A 13,840-nucleotide genomic window follows, 5' to 3' on the forward strand; every position below is an offset into this window, starting at 1 on the left:
AATCTATCATTGAAGCCGCATAATGGGTGGTCGCAAACCGTGAGTGTGCGGATTGCTCACCCCCGGAACATGGATAGTCCTCGCGCGCACGGTGTCAAAAGGTTATTTGGCAAACGGCTTAGCGGAATGTCGGTGGACACGGTGTGTCCTCTGCCTATTTTGGAGACAGCGTGCCATAGTCGGGAGGGCGGGGGCGTCGGCACCGTCGATCCCGGACGCGGAAACACTGAGAGGAAATCATCGTCACATGATCCCCACCGAGATTGATCTGACGGACATCGTCGAGGATCTTGCCGATGATGATGTTGCTATCGGATCACTGGGGGCCGAGCATCCAGGACTTGAGAGTGCCCTTTCTAATGTCATCGATGATGCACGCCAGAGCGGGTTTGGTGAGCTCCGTTTTGTTTTTCTCGATTCAGCTCCCGCGATGTCCGCGGACCAGCGGGATATCGCACAGGATCTTCTCATGGACACTGGGGCGGATACCGTCATAGTTCGCTCACCGGCGGGCGGTGCTGTTGTCAGTGACAACCATTCACGAGCAGCGATTGAGTCCGCCCAGGTGGACCTCTTCCAGAATCCAGACCTGGTGGAGGGTACGAGAACTTTCGTCAATGATCTCGATGGTGCGATAGTTCCGTGGCAGGCCATCAATCTCGGAGTTCTGGCCGTCGTCCTTTGTGCGATCATGGTGACGGTGCTCGCACTACTGTCTAGGCGTTAGTGACGGATTGGAAATGACATGGTATGTCAAGTTTTGAAGCTTGACGTACCATGTTTGATAATTGGCACCCCTGAAAACTTCCCGTTGGCAAAATACTATGGAGGGGTGTGGATGTAGGAGGACACGTGCAGAAATTATCCAATGTGGTGAAAATCACACCTATTTTTCGGGGGTGAAAGTGCACAGGTCAGCAACCTTGCCAGTCACGGCGTCAGTCTTTACCGCTGTGACTAGTGGGATCACTGTTTACCCAAGTTCTTTGGAGTGAATTAACGTTCAGTTGTCAGCCCATGTGTTCCGTGAGTTCTACCTTCAGTTATCGATACGTCGATTCCGAACCGTCCAGTCGGCACCGGATCAACGTAGATGAAGATTGTTGGTGGTTCGTGAGGCACGTGGGGAAGCATGCCTGGCGGGTCCCATCCCTAGAGTCTCGTCAGGGACTCATGGGCTGTGCCGAATGTCCACCATCCGGAAATCGTCGGACTTCCTGTTCCGGCTGTTCCGGCCCACGATGCACGAAGCAGTCGCCGCTATCGACGGAGTCGCGCCAGCGCCTCCTGAACCTGGCACCTCCCTGCCCCGGGTTAGTCCGGTTCACGGGCTGGCATCAGGTAACGATGAAGCGGGGATAGGAGTTACTCAGTGGCAATGTTCACGCCTCGCCGTACAGCGGCACCCGGTGCAGCAGAGGGGGGCTCGACCCCTCGAGTACACCGGACGATCGGTGTTCTGTTGACCGCTTCGCTCACTTTCTCCCTGGCTCCGGCCTCGGCAGTGCCGCGAAATCCGGATGACTCGGAGATCGCAGCAGCCGAACAGGCGGTTGGGATGAGTTCCAACGAGGTAGCTTCACTTGCCGCTGGGCTATCCTCGGCGCAGGAACAGATCGTCAGTCTGGAGAACGATATGGGGCGTCTCCGCGAGGCGGTGAACAAGGCGCTCGTGGATCTTCACGACGCACAGGCTGGCGCGGAACAGGCACGGCAGAACGCTCGCGGCGCCCTAGCTGATCTGGATGAGACTCAGGACCGGTTGAATGCTGAGCAATCCAAACTTGATGAGATCTCCCGGTCTGCTTACCGTCGTGGAAGTACATCACTGGCAGTTAGTGGTCTTGCCGGAGCTAAGAATGCCGATGATGCTCTAGCGCGTCAGACCTTCATTCGTACCACTGCCGCGAAGAAAGAGGCTCTTCTCGACGAGCTCGATCGTCTGCGGACCGAGAACGCAAATGAAGAATCACGGTTGCGGGCCGCGAGGAGAGTTGCGGAACACCGTGAATCGGAGGCTGAGGCCGCCGAGGCTGCCGCCCGTGCCGACATTGAGACGAATGCCCGATTGATCGAGGAAGCCACGGCCCAACGTGATCGGCTCGCTGCGGAAAGAGATGCTGCGGAGGAACGTCTCGCTGCGGCACGTGCAACAGCCGGGAATCTAAACAATCAGCGGAGGGAATACGAGGAGTATTCGCGGGCGGAGGCTGAGCGGAAGGCGGCGGAAGTTGCGGCCGAGTTGGCGGCCAAACAGAAAGCGGCCGCAGAAGTTGATTCGGCAGACAGTCGTCAGGAGGCTGCTGCGGCTGCCAGCGCTGCTGCTGCAGCAGCGCTGGAGGCGCCGGACCGGAGCGAAGCCCGCGAGAAAGCGCAGGAAGCGGTTGATCAGGCAGTTCGCGCCCAAGAGGTCGCGGAAAAAGCCGCCTCTGACGTGGGAAGCAGTGGTGAGGACGCACAGCGGGTGGAGGATCTTCGTCGTGCAGCGAGTGCTGCGGCGTCTCTGGCGGCAGCGGCGTTGGTCGCGGTGAATTCTCCGGACCATGCAACGTTGACAAATCCTTATCCGAGTGAGGAATCTGACGCTGACACCCTCATCGCTGCAGTTCGCGATACCGTCGCGGTACTTGGTGAGAATTTCGGTGGCGGCTATTCTGCGGCTCCAGAACCTACCACTGCGAGAGAGAGTGCACTGGTAGGGAACGGTACCCGTGATGATGATTCTTCCGTTCCGGCGATTACGACAGTCACGCCGGTGACCACGACGGCCACACCGACGACCACTCGAAACGGTACAGCGGATGATCCCGTCAGTGGCACCATCGACACTTTGGTCGATTACGTGACCCTGACCGACCTGAATGAAATCACGGAGACCGCCACCGAGGTCATCTCCGGATCACGCTCCGAAAAGATTGAGGGGGTCATCGCACGGGCCACGGCCATGATCGGTACGCCGTATGCCTGGGGGGGTGGCAATGCAGCAGGTCCGACCCGAGGTATCCGGGACGGGGGAGTTGCCGACTCGTATGGTGATTACAACAAGATCGGATTCGATTGCTCTGGGTTGACTCTCTACGCTTTCGCAGGAGCGGGAATTGCGCTCCCGCACTACACCGGTTACCAGTACCAGCGCGGAACCAAAGTGTCGACAACGAACATTCAGCGTGGTGATCTGCTCTTTTGGGGGCCCAACGCTGAATACCATGTGGCCATTTATCTGGGTGACGGAATGATGATCGAGGCTCCGCAATCCGGTGGACACGTTCAGATCAGTCCTGTCCGGTGGTCCGGTATGAGTCCGTACGCGGTCCGACTGATCTGATCAGTAGTACTTCACGTCCTCACCGCCGGTACTGCAGGTGACCCGCTGAGTCGGTGGAGTGATGGCGTGTTGGGTATTCTGGAAATTATGTCTCACCCTCGCACCACTGATTATGACGCACTGCTGTTTCTCTCCTTCGGAGGACCAGAAGGTCACGATGACGTCCGCCCGTTCCTCGAGAATGTGACTCGAGGCAGGGGAATTCCCCCGGAGCGCCTGGATGAGGTGGAGGTGCACTACCACCACTTTGGTGGAGTGAGTCCGCTCAACCAACTGAATCGCGAGATCATAGGCAATGTCCGTGCTGAACTCGCCCGCCGTGGTATTGATCTTCCTGTCTATTTCGGCAACCGGAACTGGCATCCGATGGCTCCGGACACGGCCGCCGAGATGGCGCGGGACGGCGTCCGCAACGCACTCGTGTTCGCCACATCAGCGTGGGCTGGATATTCGGGCTGCAGACAATACGACGAAGATATCGCAGGCATGCGGGAACGTCTGGCTGCGGAGGGGCTACCGGAGATCCGGTTCACCAAACTGCGTCAGTTCTATGATCACCCGCTGTTCATTCGCGCGATGGCACACGCGGTGAGAGACGCCTATTCACGGTTGTCAGAGGACGTTCGCGCTTCCGCTCGGCTCATGTTCACCGCGCATTCGATTCCGACAGCAGCCGACAATGCAGCAGGTGTTGCGGCTGACGGTCCACTCTATTCAAGGCAGGTGCACGAAGCTGCGGCGCTGGTCGCCCGCGAGGTTGGAGTGGAGGATTATGACGTCGTGTGGCAGTCGCGGTCGGGTTCGCCGCACACGCCGTGGCTGGAGCCGGACATTGTTGATCACGTAACCGACCTGCATGAGGGAGCAGGGCTTCCGGCTGCTGTGGTCTGCCCCATCGGGTTCATTTCCGACCACATTGAAGTTGTGTGGGACCTGGATTCTGAGCTTGCAGAAGAGGCTGAGGAGTTCGGTATTCCCATCGAGAGAACTGGCACAGCGGGGCCGACCACTGAGTTCGCGCAGATGGTGGTTGCCTTGGTTCTCGAAATGATTGAGAAAAGGGATCCTCTGCGTCTCGGTAGTGCGCCTTTGCGGGGGTGCACCGTAAACGGTGCTTTCTGCGCCGAGGGCTGTTGTACTCCCGCTAGGCGGCCCGCGGCGGCTCAGCGCTCGGGATAGTTTTACCGCGGCGGCTCTCAATCCCCGGGTGTTCAACAATTGTTGAACACCCGGGGATTTTCACGTAGTGTGAGCGCTGTCCACATATTCAACAGTCGTTGAACACTGAAAGGGGGCCGCCATGCCACCCGTCATCACCGCCACTGGCCTTACGGTCAGCCGTGGTCCGAATCACCACCGGAGAACGATCATCGGACCTCTGTCCTTCACGGTTCCTCCTGGCTGCATCACCGGGTTGGTCGGCCCTTCCGGAGCGGGTAAGACCACACTGATCCGTGCTATCACCGGCCTGCAGCCTCATCAGGGCGAACTCACCGTCCTGGGACGCCGGGCGGGGCATCGTGCGAACCGGGGAAGAATCGGATACGACCCGCAGGAGGCCGCGGTGTATCCCGGACTCAGTGCCCGCGAGCACTGTCGCTACTACGGGACGCTCGGGCATGATTCCGTCCCTTCGCGTGAGGTCATCGATGAGCACCTGGAGGTGCTCGGGCTTGCAGAGGTGGCCGAAATAAGCGCGCATAGGCTCTCCGGAGGACAGCGCAAACGCGTCTCACTGGCCTGTGCACTCATCTCCCGGGCGAAACTCCTCGTTATCGATGAGCCCACCATCGGGCTCGATCCCTTGACCCGGGAATATCTCTGGAATCACTTCCGGAGCCTCGCAGCCGACGGTGTCACCTTCCTGTTGAGTTCACATGTTCTCGAGGAGGCCAACAGGTGCGACCGTGTGCTGATGCTCAGGCAGGGTGAACTGATCGCGGACGAAACACCGAGCGATCTGCGGCACCGGACCGGACGTCCTGATCTTGAGTCGGCATTCCTCACATTGCTACGGGAAGGCTTCGGCTCAAGCGGAGAGGGACGGAAGAGGTGAGTGCGATGAAACGAACTCTGTCTACTTCTGTACGGCTTTCCCTGGAGCTCATCCGTGACCGGAGACTCGCAACCCAGATGCTGATACTCCCGACGCTGCTCCTCACACTTCTGTACTTCGTTTACCTGGATCATCCGGGGTTCACGGTTGTCGCCCAGATGTTGCTCGGCCTCATGCCCATGGTGATGATGTTCATCGTCGCTGCTGTCGCCGTCCAGCGGGAGCGCACTGCTGGGAGTCTGGAACGCCTCTGGACGACCTGTCTCACCCATACCGAACTGTTGGTCGGCTATGCACTGACCTTCGGTAGTTTTGCCGTCGTGCAGGTGGCGGTCATGCTCGGGGTCGCTCATCAGGCTCTCGGTGTGGATCCACCTTCTGGAATCTTGGGCACGGGCGTTGTGACCCTCTTGTCCGGTGTTACCGGGTCCGTGTTGGGCCTGGTCGCGGGCAGTTTCGCCCGGAACGAATTCCAGGCTGTTCAGATGCTTCCCCTGGTTATCGGCCCGCAGCTCTTTCTCGCCGGAATTTTCGTTCCGACGTCGGCGATGCCCCTAGCACTCCAGTGGATCTCAGATATTCTGCCATTGACCTACGCCGTGAAGGCACAACAACACCTCGCTGTGGAAAACAGCGTCTACTCAGGCTTCGTAACGGACATGCTGATTCTCTCGGGGTTTTCAATGTGCGGAATGGCTGTGGCCGCGCTATTCATGCAGCGACGGACCTGACGCTGGGGAGGACACAGTCCGGAAGCTAGAATCCCGTAGATGGAGAAAAGCAGCGCCCGTAACCGAATACTCGCATCAGCGAGCGCACTATTCGCTGCCCGCGGATATCGTGGCACGACGCTGCGTGCCGTGGCGACGGGAGCCGGGTGTGACGTCGCCCTTGTTCCCCACTACTTCGGAAACAAGGAGGGACTGTTCCGAGCGGTGATCCAGTTCCCGGCGGACCCAGGAGACATTCACGCCGTGCTTGCTTCAGTGCCTTTCGACGATCTCGGTCCAGTACTGGTCAAGGAAATCATCGCTCTGTGGGAATCGCCCGTCGCCGACCAATTGCTCGCGATGGCACGTGGTGCTCTCGAGGATCCCGCCCCCTTCTCCGAGTACCTCACGTCCGTTCTGTGGGAGCCGGTTCGCGCAAGACTGAAGGAGAATGGCGTCGACCGTGCTGAAGCCGAGCGACGGATCGCCTTTTCCCAGTCGCAGTTGGCGGGGATCATCGTGACACGCTACCTATTTCGTCTTCCTGCCGCCCGGGAATTGTCCACTGCTGATCTCGTCAAGTCACTCGGTCCTGTTGTACAGGGTTTCCTCGACGGCAACTGAACCCGCACAGTCAGGAGCCGCGCCCGTACTCACCGACCGCATAGGCGACACCGGCCATCCGGGCCCTTCGGAGGTGTCCGAGAAGTTCCGTGAGTTCCGCGTCATGACTGTGGTCTCCTGCTTCGGTCACCACGCTCTCGATGATTGCGGCGACACGATCCGCACGGGCGAGAAGCTTACCGGCCCGTGGAGTGACCGAATCCGGGAGTCCGGGACCTGCATAGAAATCGCTGAGTCGACCCACCGTCAGACGGGGATCTATCAATGAGCTCCGCGTGAAACCTCGGGCCGTGATCCTGTCGGCTACACGTTCCGTCGCATTCGCGAGGAGTCGGTCAGCATCACCGGGACCCAGATGATCCGGTTCCGGTACCCGGCCGTGTTCGGTGAACCATCGCCACGAAACGACCTGATGGGGATCGCCGAACCCCTCATCCGGTACGAGGATGTGGCTGGTATCCGGATCGACATCCCGGATGATCAGTGCGCTGGATCCCGTCCGTCGTGCAGTCTCTGCGGAAGGTGAACCCGCGATCAGCCCGGGAACCTGTCCCGGGCCGCCGAAAACGAGTCGGAGAACTGGTTCTCCGGGTTGGAGATGCGCCACTAGAGGAGTACTGATTCTGCGGAGGCGCCGGAGTATGTCGATGAAGTCGCCTTCAGAGGTCTGCGGTGTGCCCCGGGTATCAGACGTGCACAGCACATGACGCAATCCATAACTGGTGAAGGTTTCGGTGAGTTCGTCGTAGCTGACTTTGCCGTAGATCCATCCAGCGAGCCAGATCGCGGCGTTCTGGAGGGGCGAGTACACCAAGGGACGGAAATCCATGGTTGTCAGAGTTTAGCCGATAGGGTGAAATCCCATGAGCTTTCATGACCCTTATTCCGGAGACATCCTCTCCGGACACGCCCGTCGCCGTAATCCGGAATACCCCACGATCCCTGCGGAACCTGGTCTGGTAGTGGAGGTGATCGCGGACGGGTTCGTGGGTGCGGTCACCCGATTCGAGCGCACATACGACGGCGATTTCATCGGACTAGAGGATAGGAACGGGAGAGAACGTCTGTTCAAGTTGAGAAACGGTGCGTTTCTTGTGGAAGGAAAAAGGGTGACACTCACCCGATACGTCCCGGACAACGGACCCCTACGCTCGAACTCGGGTTCCCGGAAAGTCGGGAACGTCACCGCCAAGATCGCAGCACCCTCGCGAATCTGGGTTGAAGGCATCCATGATGCGGCAATCATCGAGAAAGTGTGGGGCCATGACCTACGCGTCGAGGGGGTAGTGGTCGAGTACCTAGAAGGCCTCGACAATCTCCCGGAGCGTCTGGATGAGTTCCAGCCCGGCCCCGGGCGACGAGTCGGGGTACTCGCTGACCACCTCGTCGAGGGGTCCAAGGAAACTAGGCTCACCCAATCTCTGGGGCCGGATGTCCTGGTCACCGGGCATCCCTTCATTGATATCTGGGAAGCAGTGAAACCGGAGAAACTCGGCTTGCGGTCCTGGCCAGAGATTCCCCGAGGGGAAGACTGGAAGACCGGTATTTGTTCGCGTCTGAAGTGGGGGACACCACGTGAAGGGTGGAACAGGGTGTACGGAGCTGTGGAAAGCTACCGGGATCTTGATTCGGCCTTGATCGGTGCTGTCGAGAGGCTTGTGGATTTCGTGACCATTCCGGGCGTCGATAAGCGGGATCTGGTCTAATTCCGGTTCCGGGGCAAGAGAATATGTTCGGGTAGGGTGAAAACGTGGGTGCACTTGTTTGGTTGATAGCTGCGATTCTGCTGGCCGCTCTTGAACTGCTGGCCGGAGACTTCACCCTGTTGTTACTGGGTGGAGCTGCGCTCGCGACAGCCGGAATAGGCGTCTTCGATGTTCCCCTCTGGATGGAGATCGTGACGTTCGCCCTGTCATCGTTCGGTCTCCTCGTATTCGTCCGACCGATCCTCCGGCGCCGAACCCGCTCCGTAGGCGTGCTCGACACCTCGCCGCAGGCTCTGATCGGTACCACCGCCACGGTTCTTGAAGAAGTGGACGGTCACAGTGGTCAGATCCGGCTCGGAGGAGAGATCTGGTCCGCGAGAAGTCTCGACCCCACGCACAGATTCACCCCGGGCGAACGGGTGAATGTCGTCACGATCGACGGCGCAGTCGCCGTCGTCTGGAAGGAGATCTGACCATGGACGAAGTCGCTCTGGTCCAAATTGTCCTGATGGCGTTGATCGTCATCCTCATCGGACTGGTGGTGTCGAAGTCCCTGAAGCTCGTCCCCGAAGGTGAGGCCGCCGTCATCGAGAGGCTGGGCTCCTACACCCGAACCGCACAGGGGCTGACGTTCCTGATCCCGTTCATCGACCGGGTCCGTGCGAAGGTCGACACCCGCGAGCGGGTCGTCAGCTTCCCTCCGCAGGCCGTCATCACCAAGGATAATCTGACGGTGGACATCGATGTTGTGGTGACCTTCAAGATCAATGAACCGCATCTCGCTATCTACGGTGTGGACAATTACATCTACGGTGTCGAGCAGATCTCTGTCGCCACCCTCCGTGATGTCGTTGGCGGCATGGATCTGGAGGAGACGTTGACGTCTCGCGAGGTCATCAACCGCAGGCTGCGCAGCGAGCTTGACGGTGCTACAACGAAGTGGGGGCTGCGTATCGCGCGGGTTGAGCTCAAGGCGATCGATCCACCGCCCTCCATCAAACAGCCGATGGAGAAGCAGATGACCGCTGAGCGGGAGAAGCGTGCGATGATCCTCACCGCTGAGGGGCAGCGGGAGGCCTACATCAAGACTGCGGAGGGGCAGAAACAGGCACGTATTCTCGCAGCGGAGGGTGAGAAGCATGCCGCGATTCTCGCGGCTGAAGCGGAACGGCAGGCGGAGATGCTCCGTGCCGAGGGGGATCGTGCAGCAAGTTTTCTCCGTGCTCAGGGTGAGGCACGTTCAATCCAGAAAATTAACGCCGCCATCAAGGCCTCACAATTGACTCCGGAGGTTCTTGCCTACCAGTACCTCGATAAACTACCGAAGCTCGCAGAGGGCGACGCCAACAAGGTCTGGATGATCCCCAACCAATTCGGTGACTCCCTGGAGCAATTCGCCCGCGCGATGGCGAACAAGGACGAGGACGGTATCTTCCGTTTCGAACCCGCCGATGTCGACGAGCGAACCAGGGAAATCGCGGAGGATGGCGACACCGAGGGGTGGTTCTCCACAGAATCCGATCCGGAGATCGCAGCAGCCGTGGCTGCGGCGAATGCTGTAGCTAATAAGCCAGTGGATCCGGCTCCTCATCAGATGTCCGGGAAGCCTACGGTGTCCCCCGAGATTCCTGCTCGCTCTGTCGCCGGGGAGCAGCCTTCTCCGGGATCTCCAGATATTCATTTATCGGGAGCTCCGCGACCCGATGAGAAGCTCACCGATTAACTCCCTGAGAAAGCTCTCCATCTGTTGTCACGGTGGAGGGCTTTTCGGTTTCTGGGATCCACCGGGGTTTTCATCTCTCTTCAACGGCTCCCTGATCGACTTTCCTCAGAAGATCGACGGCCAGTTTCCATCCAGCGGTCTCTGCGGACCATCCTGCCGCCGCAAGCCGCTGGGACATCGCCTGTTTCGAAATGCCGAGCTTGGCTGCAGCCTCATTCTGATTCATGCCCCCGCGCATCAGTTGGGTTGCTTCTCTACCTTCCGTGGTGCGCTTCGCGAGAACGTGGGCCAGAAGGATGAACACGGTGGAGAGGTCATTCATGTCTGAACCTGTCCAGGATCTCACCTTGACGATACCGCTTCGACAGTGTCTCCCGATCGCGGTGGTGGCAAGTTCCCTAACCTCGGCAACTGGCCATCCCGCCCCAGGGCATATCCCGATTCCAATCGCCCAATCTCCGGCGGAGAGTAGTGCCATCGTGGTGTCAGTGACAGCCTCGGCGGAATCGATCACCGCACAAATGTCCTCGACGCCGAGCATCTCGAACTCCCCGACTCCATCGAGGGTCGACAGCGCTTCGGCTGAGCGCCGAACAAGGTCAGCGCGTCGGATCTCCCGGCCTCGGTAGCGGGCATGGACTGCGAACATGATTTCTCCCGGGGCTAGGTATGTTAAGCGAGGTCAGTGACGCTCCATGTTACCCGCAGTCTACCCCGTGGGCTTGACTGTCGGTACGGTTCGCCGGGCATCCGCCGCCATGTCGGAACATGATCCGAGGTCTCATCTGTGCCCCTGCCCGATATCGCTGCTAAGCCCCGGAGATGTTAGACCTTCTCCGCACCCGGGCGATGGAAGCCGCGATTCGACAACCAGGCCCGTGATTCCCGCCAGTGCGAGGATGATGGTGACGGGTATTACCATTGGATCCGTGTTCCCGGTCAACGCATCACCGAGCACCACCGTCATCGAGGTTCCGGGCGCTGAGCCCACGAGAGTGGCGAGCGCGAACGAACGGAGTGGTATCTGTGTGAATGCCGCAGTGTAGTTGAGAACGGAAAATGGAACCACGGCGATCATCCGGAGTGATGTCACCGCGAGCCATCCCCGCGCCTTCAGTCGGGCATTGATTCCAACGGCTGTGGGATGAGTGATCCGCGGTCGTATCCAGTCACCGAGGAGGGTTCGCACAAGCGTCAGGGAGAGAGCCGCAGAAAAGGTCGTGGCGGAAAGGGCGATGAGTATGCCGAGGGCTGGGCCGAAGAGTATCCCACTGGCGAGAGTCAGGAGTGTTCGGGGGATCGGAAACTGGGTGATAAGGATGTATCCGGCGAGGAAAAGAATGGGAAACCAGTTTCCGGCACCATCTGACCAGGTTCGCATCTGGGTGATTCCCGGAACATCAATGAAGAGAATCACGATGACAGTAGTTGCGGCGAACCCGAGAACGGCGAAACGCTTCAACGCGGGTAATGCGAGAAATCCCTCGTGGAGTTGTGCGGCGGGCATCGCGATGGCGCCGACGAACTTAGCTGTTGCTCTCCGGAGTCTGACCACCTGTACCAGCTTACGGCCCCCTGCACAGTGGTTCGGTAACCATCCTACTGGCAGTATGGTGCGCCACAAATCCGAGAATCATAGATGACAACAGTGTTCAAACCTGGCGGCGTAATCCCTCCGGAAGGAGGTGATTTCGGTCCTAAATATGGTACTGGAATGACGCTTAACCGGATAGACTCGGAAACTGCCGTGAAGACAGACACATTGACCGGACGGACAGGACTCGATCACAGTGACCATCACGCAGAATGAACACGAGCATCGGCGGAATGATCTTCACCGGATCCCGGAGCTCCCCGCTGATTTCAATGATCGCCGGGACGCCTGGTACCAATCTGTGGCTGCGGTCTTTGCGCGGGTACAGCGGAAGGACGTCTCCGAGATACCTCCGGACGCATGGCGGTCACTGATAAGGACAACGTACGACGGCATCGGTATCCGTCCCCTTTACACCCGCGCTGACGAGTTCGCTGAACTCGCTGCACCCGGGGTATTTCCCTTCACCCGTGGAAATGAGATCAAGGATGCCCAACGCGCAGGGTGGGGGGTGTCGGAGACCTTCGGGAACGAGGGGTTCGGCGATGTCCCCACCATCAACAAGCAGATTCTCCATGCCCTGTATAACGGAACCACGGACATCATCCTGGATCTCACTGATGATCCGGCACCCGAGGACCTCTCCGAACTGTTGAATGGCGTGCTCCTGGAGCTCGTACCGATCCGGCTGCACGCCGGAGTACGTACCTCGGCGGCGGCTCGTGAGTTATACCCGCTCATTGACGCATCGGATAACCCGGAGCAGGTGTCGGTGGAACTTTCCTGTACGCCACTCACCGCGATGATCGGTTCGGGAGACTCGATCAGTCTCGACGAGGCGACCGAGCTGGCGGTCGAGGCCGCAGCACATCCCGGAGATGTTCGTGCGATTCTCGTCGACGGGGCCGCCTTCAGTAACCAAGGGGCGACTGATGCTCAAGAGGTGGGGTTCGCACTCGCCGCCGGTGTCGAGTACCTGCGTGTGCTGGTCGATGCCGGTCTGGATACTGACGCAGCACTCCGCCAGGTGTCCTTCCGGTTCGCTGCGACTGATGAGCAGTTCGCCCAGATCGCCAAGTTTCGTGCCGCCCGGGAGCTGTGGGCACGGGTTGCCGAAGTTATCGGACACGCGGAGGCCGGGGCCGCACCTCAGCACGCTGTGACTGCTCCGGCCATGTTCAGTCAACGTGATCCGTGGGTCAATATGTTGCGCAGCACCGTCGCTGCGTTCGCCGCCGGAGTTGGTGGAGCGACGGATGTGGAGGTTCTTCCGTTCGATTCAGCGGTGCCCGGTGGGCTCCCGGGTACGTCGAGATCCTTCGCACACAGGATCGCCCGGAACACGAACCTTCTGCTGCTCGAGGAATCTCATCTCGGATTCGTCGTTGACCCGGGAGGAGGATCCTATTTCATCGAGGACTTGACCCGGGAGCTGGCTGATGCTGCGTGGGACATCTTCACGTGTGTCGAGGGGAAAGGGGGGTTCCGCAGATACCGTGCATCCGGTGATCTCCAGTCCTCGTTGGATGCGTCGTACCAGATGCTCAGGGATGACGTGGCCCATCGACGCAGGAAGATTACCGGTATCAACGAGTTCCCGAACCTCGCCGAGAAACCGCTGCCGGTGGAGCTCCGTACTGAACCGGTCGGTGTCCGGCGGTGGGCCGCTGGCTTCGAAGCCCTGCGAAACCGTTCAGACGCATTCCTGGAGGAACACGGCACCAGGCCCCGGGCGGTACTCATCCCGATCGGACCCCTGGCCAAGCACAACGTGCGGACGGGCTTTGCCACGAACCTCCTCGCCTCCGGTGGGATCGAGGTTGTCAATCCCGGACAGCTCGTACCGGGTACCGACGAGTTCACTGAGGCTGTACGAGGTGCTCGTATCGCAGTGCTCTGTGGGGCAGACCCCGAATATACCGCCACAGGTACCGAAGCGATCCGTGCCGCCCGCGCAGCGGGTATAGGCAGACTCCTGGTCGCGGGATCCCCGAAGTCTTTCGTGGATGCTGAGGACACCCCCGACGACTATCTCAACCTGACCATTGATGCTGCGGCCACATTGGCTGGCTTGCTCGAGATGCTGGGAGCATGACACTTAC

At 59.6% G+C, this 13,840-nt stretch carries 13 protein-coding genes; 10 read left to right on the plus strand and 3 right to left on the minus strand.

The features are described 5' to 3' along the window. Positions 1-247: 247 nt before the first annotated feature. The 6 genes from QWU43_RS03660 (at position 248) to QWU43_RS03685 (ending at position 6,715) form a co-directional block, all read left to right on the plus strand. A complete protein-coding gene (locus tag QWU43_RS03660) occupies positions 248-727 on the plus strand; it encodes a DUF6676 family protein (protein WP_370914153.1) in 480 nt (159 codons plus the stop codon). A 651-nt stretch (positions 728-1,378) separates the two neighbouring features. Beyond that, on the plus strand, positions 1,379-3,325 hold the full coding sequence (locus QWU43_RS03665) for a DIP1281 family NlpC/P60 protein (protein WP_370917206.1): 1,947 nt from the start codon (positions 1,379-1,381) through the stop codon (positions 3,323-3,325). Between the two features lie 87 nt (positions 3,326-3,412). Then, positions 3,413-4,504 (plus strand): ferrochelatase, encoded by a 1,092-nt coding sequence (locus QWU43_RS03670; RefSeq protein WP_370914154.1) that lies wholly within the window; start codon positions 3,413-3,415, stop codon positions 4,502-4,504. A 121-nt stretch (positions 4,505-4,625) separates the two neighbouring features. Next, entirely contained in the window at positions 4,626-5,381 is a 756-nt protein-coding gene (locus QWU43_RS03675; RefSeq protein ID WP_370914155.1) for an ABC transporter ATP-binding protein, read from the plus strand. 5 nt (positions 5,382-5,386) lie between these two features. Further along, on the plus strand, positions 5,387-6,112 hold the full coding sequence (locus tag QWU43_RS03680) for an ABC transporter permease (RefSeq protein ID WP_370917132.1): 726 nt from the start codon (positions 5,387-5,389) through the stop codon (positions 6,110-6,112). A gap of 39 nt (positions 6,113-6,151) precedes the next feature. Beyond that, a complete protein-coding gene (locus QWU43_RS03685; protein ID WP_370914157.1) occupies positions 6,152-6,715 on the plus strand; it encodes a TetR family transcriptional regulator in 564 nt (187 codons plus the stop codon). A 10-nt stretch (positions 6,716-6,725) separates the two neighbouring features. Here the strand turns inward: QWU43_RS03685 and QWU43_RS03690 are convergent, their stop codons facing one another. After that, positions 6,726-7,544: a hypothetical protein gene (locus QWU43_RS03690; protein ID WP_370917133.1), complete on the minus strand. Its 819-nt coding sequence runs from the start codon at positions 7,542-7,544 to the stop codon at positions 6,726-6,728. Between the two features lie 34 nt (positions 7,545-7,578). Between QWU43_RS03690 and QWU43_RS03695 the strand changes: the two genes are divergently transcribed. From QWU43_RS03695 to QWU43_RS03705, 3 genes are read left to right on the plus strand one after another with little or no spacing between them, the layout of a single operon-like run. After that, positions 7,579-8,421, plus strand: a complete 843-nt coding sequence (locus tag QWU43_RS03695; RefSeq protein ID WP_370914159.1) for a DUF3097 domain-containing protein — start codon at positions 7,579-7,581, stop codon at positions 8,419-8,421. Between the two features lie 44 nt (positions 8,422-8,465). After that, positions 8,466-8,894 carry an NfeD family protein gene (locus QWU43_RS03700; RefSeq protein WP_370914160.1) on the plus strand — a complete coding sequence of 143 codons (429 nt, stop codon included), beginning with the start codon at positions 8,466-8,468 and terminating at the stop codon, positions 8,892-8,894. 35 nt (positions 8,895-8,929) lie between these two features. Continuing rightward, on the plus strand, positions 8,930-10,144 hold the full coding sequence (locus QWU43_RS03705; RefSeq protein WP_370914304.1) for an SPFH domain-containing protein: 1,215 nt from the start codon (positions 8,930-8,932) through the stop codon (positions 10,142-10,144). A 70-nt stretch (positions 10,145-10,214) separates the two neighbouring features. Here the strand turns inward: QWU43_RS03705 and QWU43_RS03710 are convergent, their stop codons facing one another. Then, entirely contained in the window at positions 10,215-10,793 is a 579-nt protein-coding gene (locus QWU43_RS03710) for a MarR family transcriptional regulator (protein WP_370914161.1), read from the minus strand. Between the two features lie 132 nt (positions 10,794-10,925). Beyond that, positions 10,926-11,699, minus strand: a complete 774-nt coding sequence (locus QWU43_RS03715; protein ID WP_370914162.1) for a TVP38/TMEM64 family protein — start codon at positions 11,697-11,699, stop codon at positions 10,926-10,928. Between the two features lie 286 nt (positions 11,700-11,985). Between QWU43_RS03715 and QWU43_RS03720 the strand changes: the two genes are divergently transcribed. Beyond that, complete coding sequence (locus tag QWU43_RS03720; protein WP_370917207.1) at positions 11,986-13,833, plus strand: methylmalonyl-CoA mutase family protein; 1,848 nt, start codon at positions 11,986-11,988, stop codon at positions 13,831-13,833. Positions 13,834-13,840: the final 7 nt, after the last annotated feature.

Origin of the sequence: Corynebacterium sp. CCM 9204 (assembly GCF_041357695.1) — a bacterium.
Lineage (GTDB): Bacteria > Actinomycetota > Actinomycetes > Mycobacteriales > Mycobacteriaceae > Corynebacterium.